This window comes from Stenotrophomonas sp. 10L48, assembly GCF_056395105.1.
In genome coordinates this window covers 234507-257561 of record NZ_JBFTIX010000004.1, presented here as the reverse complement: position 1 = coordinate 257561, position 23055 = coordinate 234507, and the positions used below count along the sequence as shown (strand labels likewise).

Sequence of the window (23055 nt, the reverse complement as noted above, 5' to 3'; positions counted from 1 at the left end):
GCCCTACCTTCCCGTACGGCACTGACCACCGCCACGAGACGATGACCGAACAGCCCCAGCGCGACGACAGCGCCCACGATGATGAAAACGAGCGGCGGAAGGAGCACGCCAAGCCCTCACCGCTGAAGAACCCCAAGGTCCGGTGGATGCTGGCGATCATCGGCATCCTCGTCGTGCTGGTGCTGATCGCTTGGCTGGCCTATCACCTCCTGGTCGGCCGCTACCTGCAGGACACCAACAACGCCTACCTGCAGGCCGACGCGGTGGCGGTCGCCCCGCGCATCAACGGCTACGTCACCGAGGTGCTGGTGCAGGACAACCAGTGGGTCAAGGCCGGCGAACCGCTGCTGCGCATCGACCCGCGCACCTACCGCGCCACCCTGGACCAGGCCGAGGCGGTGATCGCCGTGCGCGAGGCCGATATCGCGGCCGCCGCCGCCGGCGTGCAGGGCCAGCAGTCCAGCCTGCTGCAGGCCCGCACCCAACTCACCGCTGCCACCGCCTCGCTGCGATTCGGCAAGGCCGAGCTGGCCCGCTTCACCCCGTTGGCTGCCAGCGGTGCCGACACCCACGAACACGTGGAAAGCCTGCGCCACGACGTCGAACGTGCACAGGCCCAGTACGATGCGGCCAGGGCGCAGATCCAAGGCGCGCAGAGCCAGATCGAAGCCAGCCAGGCGCAACTGGAACAGGCCCAGGCCGGCCTGAAGCAGGCCCAGGCCGATGCCGCGCAGGCGCGGGTCGCCTTCGAGGACACCGAGCTTCGCGCGCGCATCGACGGCCGGGTCGGCAACAAGACCGTACAGGTGGGACAGTTCGTCGCTGCCGGCACCCGCACCATGACCATCGTGCCGGTCGAGTCGCTGTACCTGAGCGCCAATTTCAAGGAAACCCAGGTGGGTCTGATGCGTGCCGGACAGCCGGCCGAGATCAAGGTCGATGCACTGCCGGGCACTACCCTGCACGGCACTGTGGAGAGCATCTCGCCCGGCACCGGCTCGCAGTTCGCGCTGCTGCCGCCGCAGAACGCCACCGGCAACTTCACCAAGGTCGTGCAGCGCGTGCCGGTGCGCATCCGGGTGGATGCCGGTGCCGAGGCGCGCAAGGTGCTGGTGCCGGGCATGTCGGTGGAAGTGACCGTGGACACCCGCAACGCCAGGGACGCGCGTGAGCGCACCCGGGACGAGGCAGGGGCCACGGCCGCGCCGGCGCGATGAATGCCACCACTGCCTCCGCAGCGCCCGCCGCCGAGGGCAAGGCCGATGCCGGTGCGTGGCTGGCCGTGGCGGCCGGCACCATCGGCTCGTTCATGGCCACGCTGGACATCTCCATCGTCAACGCGGCACTGCCCACCATCCAGGGCGAGGTCGGCGCCAGCGGCACCGAAGGCACCTGGATCTCCACTGCCTTCCTGGTCTCGGAAATCGTCATGATTCCGCTGACCGGCTGGTTCGTGCGCACGCTGGGCCTGCGCACCTTCCTGCTGATCTGCGCCACGCTGTTCACCGCATTCTCGGTGATGTGCGGCCTGGCCGATTCGCTGCCGATGATGATCGCCGGCCGGGTAGGGCAGGGCTTTGCCGGCGGTGCGCTGATCCCTACTGCGCTGACCATCGTCGGCACGCGCTTGCCGCCGAAACAGCAGCCGCTGGGCACTGCGCTGTTCGGCATGACCGTCATTCTCGGCCCGGTGATCGGCCCGCTGCTGGGCGGCTGGTTGACCGAGAACGTCAGCTGGCACTACGCCTTCTTCATCAACGTGCCCATCTGCGCTGGCCTGGTTGCCTTGCTTCTGCTGGGCCTGCCGCATGAGAAATCGAACTGGGTCGGGCTGCTGCGCGCCGACTGGCTGGGCATCGTCGGCATGACCGCCGGCCTGTCCGCGCTTACCGTGGTACTGGAAGACGGCCAGCGCGAGCGCTGGTTCGAATCGAGCATGATCGTAGTGCTCAGCATCGTTTCGCTGCTGGGGTTCGCGCTGCTGGCGCTCTCGCAGTTCATCAGCAAGGAGCCGGTCATCCGCCTCAACATCCTTTTCCAGCGCAGTTTCGGCGCGGTGTTCGTGATGGTGATGGCGGTGGGCATGATCCTGTTCGGGGTCATGTACATGATCCCGCAGTTCCTGGCGATCATCGCCGGCTACAACACCGAACAGGCCGGTTACGTGCTGCTGCTGGCCGGCCTGCCGACCATCCTGCTGATGCCGTTGATGCCGAAGATGCTGGAAACGGTGGACGTGCGCATCATGGTGTTTGGCGGGATGCTGTGCTTTGCCGCCGCCTGCTTCGTCAATCTGGGCCTGACCCCGGACAGCATCGGCCCGCACTTTATCATCGGCCAGCTGTTGCAGGGCTGCGGGCTGGCGCTGGCGATGATGGCGCTGAACCAGGCCGCCATCACCTCGGTGCCGCGCGAATACACCAGCGATGCCTCGGGCCTGTTCAACGCCGCGCGCAATCTGGGTGGTTCGATCGGCCTGGCCATCATCTCCACCTTCCAGGAGCGCCGCACCACATTGCACGTCGATGCCATCGGCAGCAGCGTCACCGCCAATTCGACCGTGGCCCAGGATGCGCTGCATGCTTACGGCCAACAGCTCGGCGACGCCACGCAGGCGCTGGCGGTGCTGGCGCAGACCGTGCAGATGCAGGCAATGGTGATGGCCTACAACGACCTGTTCTGGATCTTCGGCCTGATCGTGGTGGCGACCCTGCCACTGGTTTTCCTGCTCAAGCCCCTGCCCAAGGGCGTTCCATTGGCGATGCACTGATGACTTCGACGACCTTGCCCCTTCTCCCGGCCCTGTCCCTTCGCCTGCGCCGCCTGTGGCCAGCCACGGTGCCGCTGCTGCTGGCCAGTTGCATGCTGGGGCCGGATTACGTGAAGCCGGACGTTGCCGGCAATGCCACCGCACAGGCACGGCTGCCGCGCGCCGCGCAGGCTGACGTGCAGCCGGCCACGCCACCCAGCCAGTGGTGGCGCGCGCTGAATGATCCGCTGCTGGACCAGCTGGTGGACGAGGCGCTGCGCAACAGCCCCAACCTGCGTGCGGCCCAGGCCAAGCTGCTGGCCTCGCGCGCGCTGCAGCGCCAGCGTCGCGCCGAGCAGCTGCCCAAGGTGGGGGCAGTGGCCGGCTACGCCAACGTCACGGCGCCCGATTCCCTGGAAAACAGCGTACGTGGCCTTGGCGAGAACATCGCCGGCGTGGCCGAGGCCAACGGCCGCCCTCAGGAAGCCGCGCAGCTGCGCCAGCAGTTCGCTGATATCGATCTTGATACCGAACTGTACGTGGCCGGCTTCGACGCCAGCTGGGAACTGGACCTGTTCGGGCGCCGGCGCCGCGCAGCCGAGCAGGCCGCCGCCGAGGCCGAGGCCAACGCGGCAGCACTGGCCGACGCACAGGTGCAACTGGCCGCCGAGTTGACCCAGGTCTACCTGGGCTACCGCAGCAGCCGCGAGCGTATCGCCCTGGCCGAACACAACCTCCGCGCCGCCGATGAAAGCCTGCAGCTGACCCGCCAGCGCCGCCAGCGCGGCGCAGATTCGGACCTTCAGGTGGAACGGGCGCAGGCCCAGCTGCAACAGCAGCAGGCCGCGCTGCCGTCACTGCAGGCACAGGCCGATGAGGCGCGCGATGTGCTGGCCCTGATGGTTGGCCGCGAGCCCGGTGCACTGGATGCGCGGCTGGCGGCGGACCAGCCGCTGCCAGCGCTGCCGGCCCGCGTGCCGGTGGATGATGCGGGCGCGCTTATCCAGCGCCGGCCGGATGTACGCAAGGCCGAGCGCGAGCTGGCAGCTTCGTCGGCGCAGATCGGCCAGGCTCTCTCGGCGTACTTTCCGCAGGTGACGCTGTTGGGCAGCATCGGCGCCGGAGCCACCTCGCTGTCCGACCTGGGGCGGGATTCGGCGGCCACGATCGTTGCTCCGTTCCTGCGCTGGTCGCTGTTGGATTTCGGCGTGAACAAGGCCCGTGTAGCGCAGGCCCGGGCCGGCAACGAGGCCAGGCTGGCGGCCTACGAGGGCACGGTGCTGGCGGCGCTGCAGGATGCGAACACGGCGCTGGCGCGGTTCGGCGCTGCGCGGCAGCAGTTGCAGGCCAGTGTCCGCGCCGAGGCCTCGGCCGACCGCTCGCTGCGCCTTATGCGCCAGCGTCGGCAGGCTGGGGCGACCTCGCAGATCGACCTGCTGGACGTGCAGCGCCAGCGCCTGCAGGCCCAGGATGCCGCCGCACAGGCGCGCCTGCAGCTGCTGGTGCGCTATGTGGCCCTGCAGAAGAGCTTGGGCCTGGGCTGGCAGGAGGCGCCGCCGGTGGCCATCCGCTGATTGCCCCGATGGCATGGCGAGGCGGCCGCCCGCCACAGCCCGTCATATCCCCATCGGCCCCCGGCCGGTAGAATGGCGGCCGCTGTCCACCGCCCGCTCCCGGAGCCCCCATGCCCGTTGAAGCCCAGCCGGAAGCCGCCGTCGTCGAAGCGAGCGGTGTGCCCGGCTATCTCTCCATTCGTGATCTGCGCAAGGAATTCGATGGCTTCGTCGCCGTCGACGACGTCAACCTGGACGTCCGCAAGGGCGAGATATTTGCGCTGCTCGGTGGCTCCGGCAGCGGCAAGTCGACCCTGCTGCGCTGCCTGGGCGGCTTCGAGACACCCACCAAGGGCAGCATCACCGTCGATGGCCAGCAGATGGACGCGCTGCCGCCGTACCAGCGGCCGGTCAACATGATGTTCCAGTCCTATGCGCTGTTCCCGCACATGACCGTGGAGCAGAACATTGCCTTCGGCCTGAAGCAGGACGGACTCGGCCGCGAGACCATCGCCAAGCGCGTGGGCGAGATGCTCGACCTGGTGCAGATGGGCCATCTTGGCAAGCGCAAGCCGCACCAGCTGTCCGGCGGCCAGCAGCAGCGCGTAGCGCTCGCGCGGTCGCTGGCCAAGGGGCCCAAGCTGCTGCTGCTGGACGAACCGATGGGCGCGCTGGACAAGAAGCTGCGCTCGCAGATGCAGCTGGAGCTGGTCAGCATCATCGAGTCGTCGGGCGTGACCTGCGTGATGGTCACCCACGACCAGGAAGAGGCGATGACCATGGCCACCCGCATCGCGGTGATGGACGCCGGCTGGATCCAGCAGGTCGGCAAGCCCGACGAGGTCTACGAGCAGCCGGCCAACCGCTTCGTCGCCGAGTTCATAGGCTCGGTCAACCTGTTCGACGGGGTGATCGACGAGGACCTGCCCGAATACGTGACCGTGCGTTCGCCGCTGTTCCCGGCGCCGGTCTACATCGCCCACGGCATCACCTGCTATGAAGGGCAGCCGGTCGCGTTCGCGCTGCGCCCGGAGAAGGTGATGATCGGCAAGGATGAGCCGGAAGGGCACACCAACAAGGCGCAGGGCGTGATCGAGGACATTGCCTATTTCGGCAGCCATTCGGTCTACCACGTGCGCCTGCCCAGCGGCGCCAAGGTGCTGGCCAACTTCGCCAACTCGCAGCGCTGGGCCAGCGATGGCCTGACCTGGGGTGACGAGGTGTGGGTGCACTGGCGCGACAACGACGGCGTGGTGCTGACCTCATGAGCGCCGCCGGCCTGAAGCGCTGGCTGCCGGGGCTGCGTGCCACGGTGATCGGCATTCCGTACCTGTGGCTGCTGCTGTTCTTCGCGGTGCCGTTCCTGATCGTGCTGATGATCAGTTTCTCGCACAGCCGGGTCGGCTCGCCCCCGTACACCTGGCTGCTGCAGTACGTCGATGGCGGGCTCTCGCTCAAGCTCAACCTCGAGAACTACCTGGCGCTGTTCCGCGATTCGATCTATGCGCAGGCGTTCCTGAGCTCGATCAAGATCGCCGCGATCTCGACCTTCCTCACCCTGCTGATCGGCTATCCGATGGCCTATGCCATCGCCCGCCTGTCGCCGGCCGCGCGCAACGTGGCGATGATGCTGGTGGTGCTGCCGTCCTGGACCTCGTTCCTGATCCGCGTCTATGCATGGAAAGCGATCCTGGACCGCAACGGCCTGCTCGACCAGTTCCTGCAGTACACCGGCCTGCAGTCGCTGATGACCTCGATGGGCCTGCCGAAACTGCAGCTGATCGACACCCCGACCGCGGCCTACATCGGCATCGTGTACTGCTATCTGCCGTTCATGGTGCTGCCGCTGTACGCCAACCTGGTCAAGCATGACCACCGACTGCTGGAAGCAGCCTACGACCTCGGCGCCAAGCCGTGGCAGGCGTTCCTGCGCATCACCCTGCCGCTGTCGAAGGCGGGCATCATCGCCGGCTGCATGCTGGTGATGATCCCGGCGATCGGCGAATTCGTGATCCCGGAAATGCTGGGTGGCTCGGAAACCCTGATGGTCGGTCGCCAGCTGTGGAACGAGTTCTTCAACAACCGCAACTGGCCCGGTGCCTCGGCAATGGCGGCGGCGATGATCCTGTTGCTGCTGGTGCCGATCCTGCTGTTCAACCGATCCCAGCAGCGGTTGCTGGAAGGGAAGCAGGCATGAGCCCGCGTTCTGCCAAGGGCCTGGGCCTGGGCGTGCTGCTGCTCGGCTTCGCTTTCCTGTACCTGCCGATCCTGCTGTTGATGTTCTATTCGTTCAACAGCTCGCGGTTGGCCATGGTCTGGGCCGGGTTCTCCACCCGTGCCTACAGCGACCTGTTTGCCGACCGCGCGCTGATGGATGCGATGTGGACCAGCCTGGTGGTCGCGTTCTGGACCGCCTGTACCGCCACCGTGCTCGGCACGCTGGCGGCGATGGTGATGACCCGCTTCAAGCGTTTCCGCGGCAAGCCGTTCTTCGGTGCGCTGGTGACCGCGCCGCTGGTGATGCCGGACGTGATCCTCGGCTTCTCGCTGATGGCGCTGCTGGCCTCGATGGGCGCGATACCGGGCTTCCCGGCGCGCGGCCTGGCCACCATCTGGATCGCCCACGTCACCTTCACCCTGTGCTTCGTCACCGTGGTGGTGTCCTCGCGCCTGCAGGAGATGGACCTGTCGCTGGAAGAAGCGGCGATGGATCTCGGCGCGAGCCGGCTGACCGTGTTCACCCGCATCACTCTGCCGATCATCGCCCCGGCGCTGGTGGCCGGTTGGCTGCTGGCGTTCACCCTGTCGCTGGATGACGTGGTGGTGGCCAGCTTCGTTGCCACGCCGGGCTCGACCACGCTGCCGATGAAGGTGTTCGCCTCGGTACGCATGGGCATCAGCCCGAAGATCAATGCGCTCGCCACGCTGCTGGTGTCGGCAGTGTCCATCGCTGCGGTGATCGGCTGGTACATCAATGCGCGTGCGGAGAAGCGACGCCAGCGCGACCTGCAGCTGGCCCGCCAGGACAACGGCTGAGCCGGCAACATCCGGCTCACGGCGGCCGGCGCACAATGGGGGTCTACCTGATGGAGACCCCCCATGACCGTCGAGATCATCAACCCGGCCACCGGCCAGGTGACCTACCGCCATGAGCTGATGGATGCCGCTGCCATCGAGCAGCGCCTGCAGGCCGCAGCCGAGGCGTTCCCACGCTGGGCCGAGCGCTCGCTGCAGGATCGCGGGGCGATCCTCAAGCAGATTGCCGGCCAGCTGCGCTCGCGCCGCGATGACCTGCAGCAGGCCATGACCAGCGAGATGGGCAAGCTGAAGGCCGAGGCCCTGGCCGAAGTGGAAAAGTGCGCGACCACCTGTGAGTTCTATGCCGACCATGCCGCCGACTATCTGAAGCCGCAGCTGATCGACACCGAGGCCCAGCGCAGCTACGTGCGCTATGAACCGATCGGCTGCGTGTTCGCGGTGATGCCGTGGAATTTCCCGATCTGGCAGGTGTTCCGCTTCCTGGCCCCGGCGTTCATGGCCGGCAACGTGGCGCTGCTCAAGCACGCCAGCAACGTGCCGCAGTGCGCCGACCTGATCCTGGCGGTGTGCCGCGATGGTGGCCTGCCGGACGGTGTGTTCGACGTGCTGCACATCGACAACGACCAGGCTGCCGACGTACTGCGCGATGCACGGGTGAAGGCAGTCACCCTGACCGGCAGCGAGCGGGCAGGGCGCTCCATCGCGTCCAATGCTGGCAGCCAGTTGAAGAAGTCGGTGATGGAGCTGGGCGGCAGCGACGCCTTCGTGGTGCTCGATGATGCCGACCTGGACAAGGCGGTTGCCGCCGCGGTGAAGTCGCGCTTCGACAACAGTGGCCAGACCTGCATTGCCGCCAAGCGCTTCATCGTGGTTGAAGCGGTGGCCGATGAATTCACCCGGCGCTTCGTCGAAGCCGCAGGCGAGCGTCAGTACGGCGACCCGAACGAGCGCGGCACCACGCTGGCGCCGATGGCCCGTGCCGATCTGCGCGACGAACTGCACAAGCAGGTGCAGGCCAGCGTCGCCAAAGGCGCGCGGGTGCTGATCGGCGGCGAACCGATCGCCGGTTCGCATGCGGGCTACCCGGCCAGCGTGCTCGACCAGGTGGGGCCGGGCATGCCCGCCTATGACGAAGAACTGTTCGGGCCGGTCGCTGCGGTCATCCGGGTCAAGGATGAATCCGAAGCGCTGCGCGTGGCCAATGACACCCGCTTCGGCCTCGGCGGCAGCGTGTGGACGCGTGACCCGGTGCGTGGCGAGTCCTTCGCCCAGCGCATGGAATGCGGCGCGGCCTTCGTCAACGCCATCGTCAAGAGCGATGCGCGGTTGCCGTTCGGCGGCAGCAAGGAGTCAGGTTTCGGCCGTGAACTGGCCGACCACGGCATCCATGAGTTCATGAACATCAAGACCATCTACGTGGCTTGATGATCACCCAATGCGCCACGACAGGTACGCCAGGTGTCGACCGTCGTGGCCTACCGGTTCGGTGGGTATCGACCGTTGGTCGATCGTCCTACAGCCACTTCACCCGCTTGAACAGCCGGTACAGGCCAATGCAGATGCCACCGACAGTGACAATCATCAGCGGGTAGGCCCACGGCTGGTTCAATTCCGGCATGTGGCTGAAATTCATGCCATACCAGCTGGTGATCAGCGTCGGTGCGGCCAGCAGCGCGGCCCATGCACCCAGCCGCTTCACCGTCTCCCCCTGGGCCAGCGTCACCAGTGACAGGTTCACGCTCAGGGCCGTGCCCAGCATCTCGCGCAGCGTATCGATGACATCGCTGATGCGCACCGCGTGGTCGTGCACGTCGCGGATATACAGCTTCACTTCGTCCGGGAACAGCTCGCCCTGGTAGCGGCGCAGCTGTGCCAGTACATCCTGCAGAGGCGCCACCGCCATCCGCATCTTGTTCAACTCGCGCTTGAGCTCATACAGGCGCACCACCGTGCTGCGCTTGTAGCTGTCGGCGAAGATGTCCTTCTCCAGCAGTTCCAGGGTGTCGCGGAAGCGGTTGGTGATGGGCAGGTAATTGTCGACCACGAAGTCGGCCACGGCGTACAGGCAGTACGAGGGGCCCATTTTCAGCAGCTGTGGTTCGCGCTCCACGCGCGCGCGCACCGGTGCGTACGAGAGCGAGGCGCCATGGCGAACGGTCACCAGGAACCGTGGGCCGAGGAAGGCGTGGGTCTCGCCGTACTGGATGCGCTCGTCAACCATCTGCGCGGTGGTCACCACCACGAACAACGAGTTGCCGTAGGCCTCCACCTTGGGGCGCTGGTGCGCGTTGCGCGCATCTTCGACGGCCAGGTCGTGCAGGCAGAATTCTTCCTGCAGCTTCAGCAGTACATCTTCGTTCGGATCGTACAGGCCGACCCAGACGAAACCATTGTTGCTGGCGATGACATCGCTGATCGCATCCAGGCTGATGTCGTGGCGTTTGCCGTCGTCATCGTAGTGGACGCAGTTGATGACGCAGGTGGGATTGGCTGCGGCGGAGGCGGCAGCAGGGGCGGGCAGTGGGGCGGGCAATGACATGCCCGCCATCGTGCGTCAGTGCTGCGTTTCCGACAAGTGAGGACGGCGCCCCAGCGCCCAGGCCAGCGCCGCGTGGACCGGCAGCAGCAGCACGATCCACTGCACGTTGTACTGCGCCTGCAGGCTCAGCCAGTGCAGCACCAGGGCAGCCACGGCCTGCACCGCCACCAGCCACAGCACGATCCTGAACATGCGGCCGGGCACGCGCCGCCGCAGCAGGCTGATCGCCCCCGGCAACAGCAGCACGCACAGCGGCGACAGCAGCAGCAGGTTGCGGTTGGCCCAGGCAGCGTAGTGCGTGCTGAAGCCCCACAGGAACACCAGCAGGCCACCGGCGATGGTGCACAGCAGCCACAGCGGCAAGGCCAGGCCGGCCAGCAGGCGCGTACGCCTGCGTAGCGCCAGCACGCCGACCGCAATCACCAGGCCACACAGCAGCCACGGCCACCAGTGGCGCGCGAATTCCTTCGGTTCGGGATCGATGCGGTGCGGCAGCAGTTCCTGCTCGGACTGCACCAGCGGGCGGCCGTCGCTGTTGCGGGCCTGCCGCAGGGCATCGGCCAGGCGCATCGGCACGAAGGCTTCCTGCCAGCGCGACAGCGGTTGGTCGGCAAACGGACCCAGGCCGATATCGAAGCCCAGCCACATCCACGGGGCCGGGGACGCCAGGCGTACCGACTCGCTGCGATAGGTGTTGCCACGCGAACGGCCCGACAGCTGTGAATGCAGGCCGCCGCCCAGTGCCTTGTCCAGCGTGTCGCGCACCATCGTCGCGCAGTTGGCGGTGTAGTAATCGTAGTGGTAGCGCGCATTTTCCGGCTTGGCCCGTTCGGCCAGGTCGGCGGCCAGCGAGCGTGCCTGGTCAGGGGTGATATCCAGCCACTGCACGCTGGCACCGCGGCCGGTCTCGTCGTAGTACGACAGGTCCTGCTGCAGTGGCAGCGCCACCAGGTAATACATCATGTCGCCACGCACGAAGCGGCCGATGAAATCCTGTTCGGACGGATCGAAGTAGCCGAAGTTGTACGAGATCGCCTCGCCGCTCACCGGGTCCAGCACGACGATGGCATCGTGGCCGAAGCGCTCGAAGAACACGGTGCCGGGCTGCATGGTGACCACACCAACGCGCGGGGCAGGGGCATCACTGGCCGTCGAAACGACCGGCGCCGCCGCCTGCGCGAACGCGGTCAGTGGCAGGGTCGTGGCCAGCACGCAAAGTGCCAGCCACACCGTCAGGATCAGGCCACGGTGCTTCAAGCGTCGTCCTGCGCGTCCGGTGCCAGCACCGTTACATGGAAGGCCTGGACCCGGCGCGCATCGGCGCGGGCTACGCGGAACATGAAGCGGTCCAGCGCCAGTTCGTCACCGACTTCCGGCAGATGGCCCACCGCTTCGGTTACCAGGCCACCGATGGTGTCGTAGTCCTCATCGGAGAAGGTGGCACCGAAGCGCTCGTTGAAATCGCCGATCGGCGTGAGCGCATCCACCACGTACTGGCCATCGGCCTGGATGGCGATCTGCGCCGAGAAGTCCTCGGCCTCGTCGTGTTCGTCGTCGATCTCGCCGACGATCTGCTCCAGCACGTCCTCGATGGTGACCAGGCCGGCGACACCGCCGTACTCGTCCACCACGATCGCCATGTGGTTGCGCGACAGGCGGAATTCCTTCAGCAGCACGTTGAGCTTCTTCGCTTCCGGAATCAGCACCGCCGGGCGCAGCAGCTCACGCACGTTGCCCGGACCGTTGTCGGCAACCACGCCGCGCAGCAGGTCCTTGGCCAGCAACACGCCAAGGATGTCGTCCTTGTTCTCGCCATGCACCGGAAAGCGCGAATGGCCGGACTCGACGACCTGCTTCATCAACTCCAGGAAGGGCGCCTCGACCGGCAGCGAGACCATCTGCGAACGCGAGATCATCACGTCGCCCACGGTCAGCTCGGCCACCGAAATGGCACCTTCCATCATCTTCAGGGTATCTGCGGCGATCAACCCTTCTTCCTGCGCGGTGTGCAGGACAGCGACCAGCTCGTCGCGGGTGTGGGGTTCGCCGGAAAAAGCAGACGTCAGGCGTTCAAGCCAGCCGCGCTTCTTTTCGCTGTGCTCCACGAAGGAGCTACTACTGTCGTCTTCTGACATCTCTGGAAAAAAGGCACCCGGCAGGCCGGGCGATGACCCAAGTCTAGCAGGATGTGGGGGCCTGTCAGTGACCGTCGGCCGCCGGGGCGGTGGCGGCCGGGCCCTCGTCCTCGGCCGGCAGGTCCAGGCTGTAGGTGCAGCCGGCCAGAGTCCTGCCGGGGTGGCTGGCGACGGTGGATACGCTGAGGATGATCGACTCGATCTGCGCCTCCCCGGTCTTCGGGTCCGTCACATCGCGGCTGACCAGCTCGCGCCCGGCCATGAACTTGCCGTCCTGGTCGTAGCCGATCTCCAGGGCCAGCTGCTTGGCCAGCGGCCGCGGATCGGCCTGGTCGAGCACGGCCATGATGCTGGCGCCGGCCACGGCCACACGCTCGGTCTGCTGGCCGAACACGGTGATCGGGCTGGCCAGGCGGTACTCGCTCATGAACTGGTTGCCCTGCGGCAGCGGCTGCAGGCCATGCGCCACGGCCTTCAGCGGATCGGCCAGCAGCGGTGCCAGCGCGGCGTGCTCGGCCACGCCCTGGCGGCATTCGATCAGCGCAGGGAGGTCCAGTGGCGCGGCGGAAGCGGTGGAGGCAACGAGTAGCAGGGGCAGGGCAGTACGCAGCAGCACAGGCGAGGTTCCGTGGTAGAGCCGAGCCCATGCTCGGCTGCATTCTGGTCGGTTCTGCGGGGCGCATGGCCCACTGCGCCCGAGCATGGGCTCGGTCACGCAGGGGCTGGCCCGGTTTCAGCGCTCGCCCGCGTACGGGTCGTCGATGCCGAGCTCGGCCAGGATCTCGCGCTCCAGCTGTTCCATCGCCTCGGCTTCCTTGTCGTCCTCGTGGTCCCAGCCGAGCAGGTGCAGCACGCCGTGCACGGTCAGGTGCGCGTAGTGGGCGTTGAGCACTTTGCCCTGCTCCCCGGCTTCACGCGCCACCACCGGTGCGCAGATCACCAGGTCGCCCAGCAGCGGGAACTTGACGCCCTTGGGCAGGCCCTCCGGCACGTCGGCCGGGAAGCTCAGCACGTTGGTGGCGTAGTCCTTGCCCCGGTAGTGCCGGTTCAACGACTGCCCTTCCTTGCTGTCGACCACGCGGATGGCCAGGTCGGCCTCGCGGATGCGGCCCTTCAGCGCAGCCGCCACCCATTTGCGGAAGCTGACGGCCGAGGGCAGCCCGGCACGGGGCAGGGCGTAGTTGACGGCTACATCGAGGCGGACGGGACCCTTGGTCATGGCAACACCGGCATTTCAGATCGAACAGGAGGTCACAGTATCGCGCGTGTCGCCGTTCACTGCGACTTCCAGTCGCCGGCTTCGTAGGCGATTTCGATCACCGACGCCTTGGCCGCACGCGCCTGGATATCGGCATTGCCGGTCGATGCGTGGCAGTTGTAGCCGTTCTGCAGGGTCACCTGTCTGGCCAACTGGATTGCCCCCTGCTCCGGCGCTGCATCGGGATCCACATACAGGGTAGTGTTGGCACAGCCGCCTACGTTGGCCACTTCCAGTGCCGGAATCAGCCTGCGCGTGGCGCGATCAGCGAGGACATCGAATGCCTCGCGTGGGAGGACGGACTGGTTGGCCGAGATGCGCAGCTTGAAGAAATGCAGCTGTTTATAGAACAGATAGCCATTGGAATGCAGCGGCTGGTTGCTGGACACCTGCAGCAGGCCCAGGCGCAGCTTCTCGCCTCGGACCTGCTCTGCCTTGGCAATGGCCTGGATCACCGCCGCGTCGATGCCATTGGCACCTTTCGCAGGAACTGCTTCGGCCGACAGCGGGAAGGGCTCCTGTCCCAGCTCCTGCAGGTCCGCGTAGATGCCGGACGCAACCGCCTGCCTGAGGTCCGCCTGCAAGGCCTGCATGCCGCGGTCCACGGCAACCTGCGGGTCCAACCGGCCCGCCGGATACACGAAAACACTGATCGCCGCCTCCGGGTTCAGGCGGCTGCGGTAACTGAATCCGGCCCCCGCCAATCTGTCGTCCGGGTTGTAACTGCTGCGCACCAGCGTGAAATCCTCCACCTGGTAGGGAGCAATCACATAACTGGATTCAACGTACGCCCGCGCTTCGGCGGCGGGCGGGGGAGAGGCGAGTGCAGGGACCGGCCCGAGGGCCAGCAGGCACAACGACAGCAGCAGACCCGGGCGAACCATGACACGTCCTTATGTGCACAGGAGCCCGGAGTGTAGTGTCATTCCGCTCCAGGTTGAATCTGGTGCAGGTCGCGGCGGTCGTAGGCACTGACGATGCGCGCCACCAGCGGGTGGCGGACCACGTCGCGGGCTTCGAAGAAGGTGAAGCTGACGCCCTCCACGTCGCGCAGCACGTCGATCGCATCGCGCAGGCCGGACTTCACATGCTTGGGCAGGTCGGTCTGGGTCAGGTCGCCGGTGACCACGGCGGTGGAACCGAAGCCCAGACGGGTCAGGAACATCTTCATCTGTTCGATGGTGGTGTTCTGCGCTTCGTCCAGGATCACGAACGCATCGTTGAGCGTGCGGCCGCGCATGTAGGCCAGCGGCGCGATCTCGATGACGTTCTTTTCCAGCAGCTTGAGCACCTTTTCCACGCCCAGCATTTCATACAGGGCGTCGTACAGTGGGCGCAGGTACGGGTCGACCTTCTGGCTGAGGTCGCCGGGCAGGAAGCCCAGCTTCTCGCCGGCCTCGACCGCCGGACGCACCAGGATCAGGCGCTGCACGCGCGATTCGTTCAGTGCTTCCACCGCGCTTGCCACGGCCAGGAAGGTCTTGCCGGTACCGGCCGGGCCGATGCCGAAGTTGATGTCGTGGCTGACGATCTGGTGCAGGTAGCGGCTCTGGTTGGAACCCCGGCCGCGCACGGTTCCGCGCTTGACCTTGATCGCCACGTCCTGTGCTTCGTAGGAGCGGTCGGCGATCTGTTCGATGTTGGCCGCGTTCAGCCGCAAGTGAATGGCGTGGTTGTCGAAGGTGGTCTCTGCGGCTTCTTCGTACAACGCCTCGATCAGTTTCTGCGCCTCGGCGCTGGCCTCGGCCGGGCCGCTGATGCGGAACACGAAGCCGCGGTTGGCGATTTCCACGCCAAGCTTCAGTTCGATCTGGCGAAGGTGGCCGTCGAACGGGCCGCACAGGTTGGCCAGCTGCGCGTTGTCTTCCGGCGACAGGGTGAAGTCTCGATGCTCGATGCTTTTCATTGCTTGGGGTGGGGCGGGGTCGCCGTCCACCGCGATGGAGTCAGGGACGACAAGGGTAACGCGCAAGCCGGCATGACGACAGTTCTCCACACCGGGTGTGGACCGGCGCCGAAGAAACCTGTGGATAGACCTTCGCAGTGCTTGTGCCACAAGGAAGATGATGCGGTGGTGAAAATTGTGCCAGTGCCTGCAGGGTTTTCCACATGCGGTGTGGACGGTGTTGCCACGAACCTGTGGATAGGTGGCAGCGAGCCTTGCGGCAGTGGCGTTGGGAGCGGCTGATCAATTATTGGCCAGCGCTGATCTGGATCATTGCGGGTGCACAGGGAGCATGGCACCGTGGCGCCATCGCAGGAGGTGGCGCATGGCCGTGGGCACGTGGGTGCGCAGGATGGGGTTGCTGGGCAGCTGCCTGCTGGCGGGGTGCGGCGAAGCACCACCAGCAGCACTGGGTACGCTTGAATGGGACCGGATCAGCGTGCCCGCACCGGCGGCTGAAGTGATCAGTACCGTTGACGTGCGCGAGGGGCAGGCGGTCAAGGCGGGCGCGCTGCTGATGCGCCTGGACCCTGTCCGTGGCGCAGCCCAGCTCGACGCCGCACAGGCCGAAACGGCACGCGCGCAGGCACAGCTCGAGGAACTGCAGGTGGGCCCGCGTCCGGAGCAGATCGCCCAGGCGCAGGCACAGCTCACCGCGCTGCGCGCGCAGGCGGCGGAAGCCACCGCTTACTACCGCCGGGTGCAACCGTTGGCCCGTCAGCGGTTGGTGGCTGCCGCTGATCTGGACCGGGCCCGCGCGGCCGCCGACAACGCCGTGGCCAGCGTGCGTGCTGCCGAACAGGCATGGCTGCAGCTGCAGCGCGGCAACCGTCGTGAGGACATCGCCCAGGGCCAGGCCGCCTCCAGGGCGACACAGGCACAGGAGGTCGTGCAGGCCGTCAACCTGCAGAAGCTGCAGCTGCGCGCGCCGCGCGATGGCGTGGTCGATGCGTTGCCCTACAGGCAAGGCGACCAGGCACCGATCGGTGCACCGTTGGTGGTGATGCTGGTGGGCGAACGGCCGTATGCGCGCGTGTACCTGCCGCAGCCGTTGCGCCTGCAGGTGAAGGTCGGGCAGGCCGCGCTGGTGCAGCTGGACGGCGCGAATACCGTATTGAAAGGGCATGTGCGGTCGATCCGCAGCGAACCTTCCTTTACCCCCTATTACGCGTTGACTGGTGATGACGTCTCGCGGCTGAGCTACCTGGCCGAGATCGAGATCGACGACAGTGCCGACATGCAGGCGCTGCCCGCCGGGCTGCCGGTGCAGGTGCGCTTCTGAACCCGGTCGATGACATCGCCGTGCGTGCGCGGGGCCTGAGCCGCCGTTTCGGCGACCTGCTGGCGGTGGACAACGTCGATCTGCAGGTGCCGCGTGGGCAGGTATACGGTTTCCTCGGCCCGAACGGCTCGGGCAAATCGACCACCATCCGCATGCTGTGCGGGCTGCTTGAGCCGAGCGCGGGCGAGATCGACGTGCTGGGCCTGGCGATCCCGGCGCAGGCCGAGGCGTTGCGCCGCCGCATCGGCTACATGACCCAGCGTTTTTCGTTGTACGAAGACCTGTCGGTGCGGGAGAACCTGGAATTCCTTGCCGCCATCCAGGATCTGCCACGCGCGCAGGCGCGGCAACGGGTCGATGCGCTGCTGCTGGAGTATCGCCTGCAGGACCGCCAGGTGCAGTTGGCCGGCACCCTCAGTGGTGGGCAGAAGCAGCGGCTGGCGCTGGCCGGTGCGGTGATCCATGCGCCGGAACTGCTGTTCCTGGATGAGCCGACCAGTGCGGTCGATCCCGAGTCGCGTCGCGATTTCTGGGAGGCGCTGTTCGAACTCGCCGATGCCGGCACCACGGTGCTGGTGTCCACCCATTACATGGACGAGGCCGAACGCTGCCACCGGCTGGCGATCCTTGATCGCGGTGCCCTGGTAGCCGATGGCACGCCGGCCGAACTGTGCGCGCAGCTGCAGGGTCGCACCCTGGCCGTCACCACTGCGCAGCCCCGGCAGGCCAGCCGCGCGCTGGCGGCGCTGCCGGGCGTGCTCAGCGTGGCGCAGATCGGCACCGAGCTGCGTATGCTGTGCAGTGAGGGCGCGGCCGATACCGCCGTGCTGGCGCAGGCCCTTGCCACCGCCGATCCGCAGGCCAGCATCGAACCGGTGGCGCCCAACCTGGAAGACGTCTTCGTTTCCGCTACCCGTGGCCGCGGCCGGGAGCCGGCGGCATGAGCCTGCGACGGCTGTGGGCGATCATGCTCAAGGAGCTGCGCCAGCTGCGCCGCGACCGGATCACCCTGGCGATGATCATCGGCATCCCGGTGATGCAGCTGCTGCTGTTCGGCTATGCGATCAACCTCAACCTGCGGCACCTGGATGCAGGCATCGCCGACCAGGTCAACAGTGCGGCTTCTCGCGCGCTGGTGCAGGACATGGTTGCCACCGGTGTGATCGCCCCGCGCGCACAGGCCTATACGCCCGACCAGCTGATGGAGGCGTTGCGACGGGGCCGGATCAGCGTGGGCATCGTGATTCCCGCCGATTTCGAACGACGCCGCTACGAAGGCCGCGAGGCGGTGCAGGTGCTGGTCGACGGCAGCGACACGGTGGTGCAGAGTGCGGCGATCCAGTTGGCGCAGGTACCGCTGGACACGCGCCCGACCAGCAACACGCGGCCGCTGCGCGAGGGCAGTATTGCCAGCGGGCCGGTAAGCGTCATCAGCTTCTACAATCCGCAACGACGGTCAGCGGTGAACATCGTGCCCGGCCTGATCGGGGTGATCCTGACCATGACCCTGGTGATGTTCACTGCAGTGGCGGTGGTACGCGAGCGCGAACGCGGCAACATGGAGCTGCTGATCGCCACGCCGGTATCGCGCAGCGAACTGATGGTCGGCAAGGTATTGCCATACGCAGCGATCGGTCTGCTGCAGACCACCCTGGTGCTGCTGCTGGGCACGTGGTTGTTCGAGGTCCCGATCCGCGGCAGCCTGCTGGATGTCTATCTGGCCGCCGTGCTGCTGGTGCTGGCCAACCTGGCGCTGGGCCTGTTGATTTCAACCCGGGCGCGTTCGCAGTTCCAGGCCATGCAGATGACCCTGTTCCTGTTTCTGCCCTCCATCCTGTTGTCGGGCTTCATGTTCCCGTTCGCCGGCATGCCCCGGCCGGTGCAGTGGCTGGCTGAAGTATTGCCGCTGACCCATTTCCTGCGCCTGGTACGCGGCATCATGCTGCGCGGGGCTTCGCTGTGGGAGCTGTGGCCGGACGCGCTGGCACTGCTGGTGTTCATCGTGGCGATGATGACCCTGGCCATCCTGCGCTTCCGCAAACGCCTGGATTGAAGCACGCCGACCAACGGTCGGCATCCACCCCGGGAGGTGCCGACCGCTGGCCGGCATCAATTGCGGTGGGTGCCGACCGTTGGTCGGCACACCTCAATCCCTCGGTGGGTGCCGACCGCTGGCCGGCATCAATTCCGGTGGGTGCCGACCGTTGGTCGGCACACCTTATTCCGTCACCACGCGCCCGCGCAGTGAGTTGGTCATCGCTTCGGTGATCACCACGTCCACGAACTGGCCGATCAGGCGCGGGTGCGCCGGGAAGTTCACCGAACGCATGTTCTCGGTCTTGCCGGTCAGCTCGTTGGGGTTCTTGCGCGAAGGGCCTTCCACCAGCACGGTCTGTACGCTGCCGACCATCTTTTCGGAGATCTGCGCGGCATGCGCGTTGATCCGTTCCTGCAGCCGCGACAGGCGCGCATGCTTTTCCGCGTCGCTGATCGTGTCTTCCAGGTCTGCAGCCGGCGTGCCCGGGCGACGCGAATAGATGAAGGAGAAGCTGTGGTCGAAGCCGATATCCTCGATCAGCTTCATGGTCTTCTCGAAATCAGCATCGGTCTCGCCGGGAAAACCGACGATGAAGTCCGAACTGATCGAGATATCGGGGCGCACCGCACGCAGCTTGCGGATCTTCGACTTGAATTCCAGCGAGGTGTAACCGCGCTTCATCGCCGACAGCACGCGGTCGCTGCCTGCCTGCACCGGCAGGTGCAGGAAGTTGGCCAGCTGCGGCACGTCGCGGAACGCGTCGATCAACGAATCGCTGAACTCCAGTGGATGCGAGGTGGTGAAGCGGATGCGACCGATGCCGTCGATCTCGGCGATGGTGCGGATCAGCAGGCCGAGGTCGGCGAGCTCGCCGTCACCATAGGGGCCACGGTAGGCGTTGACGTTCTGGCCGAGCAGGTTGATCTCGCGCACGCCCTGTGCCGCAAGCTGTGCCACTTCCACCACCACGTCTTCGAACGGGCGGCTGACTTCGGTACCACGCGTGTAGGGCACCACGCAGAACGAACAGTACTTGGAGCAGCCTTCCATGATCGACACGAACGCCGATGCGCCATCGGCACGCGGTTCGGGCATGCGATCGAACTTCTCGATTTCCGGGAAGCTGATGTCCACCTGCGGGCGCTGCTGCTCGCGACGGGCGCGGATCAGTTCCGGCAGGCGGTGCAGCGTCTGCGGGCCGAACACCAGGTCGACGAACGGCGCACGCTTGATGATCGCCTCGCCTTCCTGCGACGCCACGCAACCGCCTACGCCGATGATGACCTCGCGGCCCTGGTTCTTCAGGCTCTTCCAGATGCCCAGCTGGCTGAACACCTTCTCCTGCGCCTTTTCGCGGATCGAGCAGGTGTTGACCAGGATGACGTCGGCGTCTTCCGGGCGATCGGTCAGTTCCAGACCATCGCTGGCGGCGAGCACGTCGGCCATCTTGGCCGAGTCGTACTCGTTCATCTGGCAACCGTGGGTCTTGATGTACAGCTTGCCCTTCACCTGGTCGGGCTTGCGCGGACCAGAGGGCAGGGCAACGAGCGGAGTGCCGCCCTGGGCGGCGGGCGGAAAGACGTCTGGCGTCCCGGTCATGGCGCTTAATCCATTCGGGTGGCGGGAAAGGGGGCGATTCTACCCGCATCCCAGGGCGTGCGCCCGGCGCAACGCCAGCGGCGCCGCACTGGGCGCTCGCGGGGCATGGCCCCGCGCTGCCTGCATCCCGTCCCGTTCGGTAGCGCCGGGCCGGGTGCCCTCACGCCGCGATCAGCTCCGCATCGATCTGCCGCGAACGATCAAACGCGGTCATCGCGCTCATTCGATCGATGTAGGCGGCCGTCGCCGGTGCTGGCTGCACCAGGCCGAACGCACTGGTCCATGCCAGCGCATTGCCCCACAGCACGTCGGCCGCACTCATCACCTCGCCCAGCAGGTACGGTCCCTGCGTGAGCTGCGCTTCGATCACCTGCAGCACCGTATCGGCATCGTTATAGGGCGACATCGCATGCGGCGGCGGATCGCGGCGCATCGCCCGGTCGATCATCGCCGGCTCGAAACAGGCGCCATAGAAGGCCATCCAGCGCAGGTAAGGGCCGCGCAGGGTGTCGCCGATCGGCGGTGCCAGCCCGGCTTCCGGGTACAGGTCGGCCAGGTACAGGTAGATCGCCACCTGCTCGGTCACCAGGGCGCCGTTGTGGACGATGGCCGGCACCTTGCCCATCGGGTTGATAGCCAGATAGGCCGGGGCCAGGTTGGCACCGGCCTTCAGGTCCAGCACCTGCATGCGGTAGTCGGCGCCCAGCGCTTCGAGCAGGGCGACAGCGCCGCTCGAGCGTGAACGGGCGGCGTGGTAGAGGGTGATCTGGCGTGACGTCATGGCATTGCTCCCTGCAGGTGGTGGTGAAGTGGGGCCCATGCTGGGGCACAATTGCGGACGACTTCTGTCCGCGATCCGTCATGCGCCATACCGCCCATCGCCTGCTTCGCCTGATTTCCCTGCTGCAGGCCCGCCGTCACTGGTCCGGCGCCGAGCTGGCCGAGCGCATGGGCGTGGACCGGCGCAGCATCCGTCGCGATGTCGAGCGCCTGCGTGAGCTGGGGTATCCGGTACAGGCCTCGGCCGGTGTAGGTGGCGGCTACCGGCTGGGCGCCGGTGCGCCGGTGCTGCCGATGCTGCTGGATGAGGAGGAGGCCACCACACTGGCGATTGCCCTGCGCGCGGCGTCGGCCACGGTGTCCGGCATCGACGACACCGCACGCGGCCTGCTGTCCAAGCTCGACCCGCTGGTGCCCGCGCGTCGCCGCCAGCAGGCCGGCGAAGTACATGCCGCCACCGCAACCCTGTCCGACCTGCCGTCCACCGACGCGCGCCTGCTCGGGCGACTGGCCCAGCATTGCCGGCAGGCCGCGCGGCTGGCCTTCGAATACCGCAGCGCGCAGGACGCGGTGACGCAACGCGAAGTCGAGGCCCAGCACCTGGTCAACTACGGACGGCGCTGGTATCTGCTGGCCTGGGACCTGGGGCGGCAGGACTGGCGCACGCTGCGCGTGGACCGGATGGGCGCAGTGCGTTCGCTGCCAGAGCCTGGCCTGCATCGGCGCACTCCGGCGCCACCGGATGTGATGGTGCGGCAGGCGGTCAGCCAGGCGCCGTTCGCGCTGCAGGCCGTCCTGCGCCTGGCCGGCAGCGAAGCGGAGCTGACCGGGCGCATTCCGCCCTGGTGCGGTGTGCTGGAGGCCGACGGGCCAGAACACTGCCTGTTGCGGATGGGCGCGGAGAGCCGCGGCATGATGCTGGCGCAGATCCTCAGCCTGGATCGCCTGCCGGTGGCGGTGTGGACCACGCCGGCCGAGCTGCGCGAGGAGCTGGCCCAGCGCCTGGCCGGGCTTGGCCAGGTCCTGGCCGTGCCCGCCGTCACGGTCTGAGCCGGCGCCCTTGGCAAGCCGCAGCGAAGCTGGGACACTCGCGGCCATGAAGGGGAGACTGGGGATAACGGCGATCATCATCGCTGCGCTGACCGCTGCGCCGGCCAGCGCCGGTACCCTGTACAAGTGCCTCGGCGCCGACGGTGTCACCAGCTATGTCAGCAAGCGGGTGGCCGGTGCCCAATGCAGCACCATCAGCTACACCCGCAGCGCGGGCAGGGCAGCGCGCGCTCCCGTTGCCACGCCGGCGCCGGCGCTGCTACCAGCACCTGCGGCACCTGCTGCAGTGGTGGCCAGCGCCGAGCGTAATCCGGTCGCGGTCGCCGCCGCTGCGGCCAGTCCCGCTGTCGCAGCGACCCCGGCACCCGCAACGACCTCTACGCCGGCCAGTCCACGCGGCGGCAGGATGGTCAGCGGACAGGTCTATTCGTACATGCAGGACGGGGTGCGCCACTACACCAGCGCACGCCCGACCCAGGTCGCCAACCTCGGCCCGGTGCGGACCATCCGCTACAGCTTCATGGAGCGCTGCTACGCCTGCGGGGTCAATCCGCGCGTCGATTTCGGCAGCGTGCGCCTGAACACCACGGCCTTCCAGAGCGAGATCACCTCGGCCGCACGCGAATTCGGGGTGGAAGAGGCCGTGGTACGCGCGATCATCCATGCCGAGTCGGCCTACAACCCGACCGCACTCAGCCGTGCCGGCGCCCAGGGCCTGATGCAGCTGATGCCGCCCACCGCCGCGCGCTTCGGCGTCAGCGATTCCTACGACGCGGGGCAGAACATCCGTGGCGGTGTGCAGTATCTGGCGTGGCTGTTGAAGCGTTTCAATGGAGACCTGACCCTGGCCGCTGCCGGCTACAACGCGGGCGAGGGCGCGGTCGATCGCCATCGCGGCGTGCCGCCCTACAGCGAGACCCAGTATTACGTGCGCCGGGTCGGCCAGCTGGCCGAGCGCTATCGCACGGTGCTGAGCAAGCAGTAGGTGCCGACCGTTGGTCGGCACACCGTTAACAGGTAGGTGCCGGCTGTCAGTCGGCACACCTTTGAACAGGTAGTGCCGGCCGCTGGCCGGCAACCCAACAAAC

The 23055-nt window shown here is 67.0% G+C and carries 21 protein-coding genes; 12 read left to right on the top strand and 9 right to left on the bottom strand.

What is annotated here, in order from left to right; genetic code table 11:
- Positions 1-41 precede the first annotated feature (41 nt).
- The 7 genes from AC1DCU_RS08635 (at position 42) to AC1DCU_RS08605 (ending at position 8766) form a co-directional block, all read left to right on the top strand.
- A complete protein-coding gene (locus AC1DCU_RS08635) occupies positions 42-1217 on the top strand; it encodes an HlyD family secretion protein (RefSeq protein ID WP_032975679.1) in 1176 nt (391 codons plus the stop codon).
- On the top strand, positions 1214-2770 hold the full coding sequence (locus AC1DCU_RS08630) for a DHA2 family efflux MFS transporter permease subunit (RefSeq protein ID WP_282280269.1): 1557 nt from the start codon (positions 1214-1216) through the stop codon (positions 2768-2770). The genes AC1DCU_RS08635 and AC1DCU_RS08630 overlap by 4 nt, the downstream gene beginning before the upstream one ends.
- Positions 2770-4323 carry an efflux transporter outer membrane subunit gene (locus AC1DCU_RS08625; protein WP_051584955.1) on the top strand — a complete coding sequence of 518 codons (1554 nt, stop codon included), beginning with the start codon at positions 2770-2772 and terminating at the stop codon, positions 4321-4323. Before AC1DCU_RS08630 ends, AC1DCU_RS08625 begins: the two co-directional genes overlap by 1 nt.
- 110 nt (positions 4324-4433) lie before the next feature.
- Positions 4434-5570, top strand: coding sequence for an ABC transporter ATP-binding protein (locus AC1DCU_RS08620; protein WP_032975681.1), 1137 nt, complete (start codon positions 4434-4436; stop codon positions 5568-5570).
- The gene (locus tag AC1DCU_RS08615; RefSeq protein ID WP_032975682.1) at positions 5567-6499 is read left to right on the top strand and encodes an ABC transporter permease subunit; all 933 of its coding nucleotides are present in this window, start codon (positions 5567-5569) and stop codon (positions 6497-6499) included. The genes AC1DCU_RS08620 and AC1DCU_RS08615 overlap by 4 nt, the downstream gene beginning before the upstream one ends.
- A complete protein-coding gene (locus AC1DCU_RS08610; RefSeq protein ID WP_025875316.1) occupies positions 6496-7338 on the top strand; it encodes an ABC transporter permease subunit in 843 nt (280 codons plus the stop codon). The genes AC1DCU_RS08615 and AC1DCU_RS08610 overlap by 4 nt, the downstream gene beginning before the upstream one ends.
- 63 nt (positions 7339-7401) lie before the next feature.
- Positions 7402-8766: an NAD-dependent succinate-semialdehyde dehydrogenase gene (locus AC1DCU_RS08605; RefSeq protein ID WP_117309949.1), complete on the top strand. Its 1365-nt coding sequence runs from the start codon at positions 7402-7404 to the stop codon at positions 8764-8766.
- Positions 8767-8854: 88 nt separating this feature from the next.
- Here the strand turns inward: AC1DCU_RS08605 and AC1DCU_RS08600 are convergent, their stop codons facing one another.
- The 7 genes from AC1DCU_RS08600 to AC1DCU_RS08570 form a co-directional block, all read right to left on the bottom strand.
- Positions 8855-9889 (bottom strand): magnesium and cobalt transport protein CorA, encoded by a 1035-nt coding sequence (locus AC1DCU_RS08600; protein ID WP_442251042.1) that lies wholly within the window; start codon positions 9887-9889, stop codon positions 8855-8857.
- A 6-nt stretch (positions 9890-9895) separates the two neighbouring features.
- Complete coding sequence (locus tag AC1DCU_RS08595; protein ID WP_442251043.1) at positions 9896-11137, bottom strand: lipoprotein N-acyltransferase Lnb domain-containing protein; 1242 nt, start codon at positions 11135-11137, stop codon at positions 9896-9898.
- Positions 11134-12015 carry an HlyC/CorC family transporter gene (locus AC1DCU_RS08590; protein ID WP_032975685.1) on the bottom strand — a complete coding sequence of 294 codons (882 nt, stop codon included), beginning with the start codon at positions 12013-12015 and terminating at the stop codon, positions 11134-11136. Before AC1DCU_RS08590 ends, AC1DCU_RS08595 begins: the two co-directional genes overlap by 4 nt.
- Before the next feature lie 64 nt (positions 12016-12079).
- A complete protein-coding gene (locus AC1DCU_RS08585; RefSeq protein ID WP_032975686.1) occupies positions 12080-12631 on the bottom strand; it encodes a hypothetical protein in 552 nt (183 codons plus the stop codon).
- 117 nt (positions 12632-12748) lie between these two features.
- Positions 12749-13234 carry an rRNA maturation RNase YbeY gene (gene ybeY, locus AC1DCU_RS08580; RefSeq protein WP_032975687.1) on the bottom strand — a complete coding sequence of 162 codons (486 nt, stop codon included), beginning with the start codon at positions 13232-13234 and terminating at the stop codon, positions 12749-12751.
- A 56-nt stretch (positions 13235-13290) separates the two neighbouring features.
- Positions 13291-14157 (bottom strand): hypothetical protein, encoded by an 867-nt coding sequence (locus AC1DCU_RS08575; protein WP_235189917.1) that lies wholly within the window; start codon positions 14155-14157, stop codon positions 13291-13293.
- 38 nt (positions 14158-14195) lie between these two features.
- Positions 14196-15179: a PhoH family protein gene (locus AC1DCU_RS08570; RefSeq protein WP_032975688.1), complete on the bottom strand. Its 984-nt coding sequence runs from the start codon at positions 15177-15179 to the stop codon at positions 14196-14198.
- A 364-nt stretch (positions 15180-15543) separates the two neighbouring features.
- Between AC1DCU_RS08570 and AC1DCU_RS08565 the strand changes: the two genes are divergently transcribed.
- Genes AC1DCU_RS08565 through AC1DCU_RS08555 form a run of 3 tightly spaced genes read left to right on the top strand, consistent with a single transcriptional unit; the run spans position 15544 to position 18553 of the window.
- A complete protein-coding gene (locus AC1DCU_RS08565; protein WP_032975689.1) occupies positions 15544-16500 on the top strand; it encodes an HlyD family secretion protein in 957 nt (318 codons plus the stop codon).
- Positions 16501-16520: 20 nt separating this feature from the next.
- A complete protein-coding gene (locus AC1DCU_RS08560) occupies positions 16521-17444 on the top strand; it encodes an ABC transporter ATP-binding protein (RefSeq protein WP_032975691.1) in 924 nt (307 codons plus the stop codon).
- Positions 17441-18553 carry an ABC transporter permease gene (locus tag AC1DCU_RS08555; protein ID WP_032975692.1) on the top strand — a complete coding sequence of 371 codons (1113 nt, stop codon included), beginning with the start codon at positions 17441-17443 and terminating at the stop codon, positions 18551-18553. Before AC1DCU_RS08560 ends, AC1DCU_RS08555 begins: the two co-directional genes overlap by 4 nt.
- A gap of 165 nt (positions 18554-18718) precedes the next feature.
- Here AC1DCU_RS08555 and miaB read toward each other — a convergent pair whose 3' ends face one another.
- Positions 18719-20137, bottom strand: coding sequence for a tRNA (N6-isopentenyl adenosine(37)-C2)-methylthiotransferase MiaB (miaB, locus tag AC1DCU_RS08550; protein ID WP_032975693.1), 1419 nt, complete (start codon positions 20135-20137; stop codon positions 18719-18721).
- Positions 20138-20297: 160 nt separating this feature from the next.
- Entirely contained in the window at positions 20298-20918 is a 621-nt protein-coding gene (locus tag AC1DCU_RS08545) for a glutathione S-transferase family protein (RefSeq protein ID WP_032975694.1), read from the bottom strand.
- An 80-nt stretch (positions 20919-20998) separates the two neighbouring features.
- On the opposite strand from AC1DCU_RS08545, the gene AC1DCU_RS08540 reads away from it, so the two are divergent.
- Positions 20999-21967, top strand: a complete 969-nt coding sequence (locus AC1DCU_RS08540) for a helix-turn-helix transcriptional regulator (RefSeq protein ID WP_248149605.1) — start codon at positions 20999-21001, stop codon at positions 21965-21967.
- 46 nt (positions 21968-22013) lie between these two features.
- Positions 22014-22952, top strand: a complete 939-nt coding sequence (locus AC1DCU_RS08535; protein ID WP_442251044.1) for a lytic transglycosylase domain-containing protein — start codon at positions 22014-22016, stop codon at positions 22950-22952.
- Positions 22953-23055 lie beyond the last annotated feature (103 nt).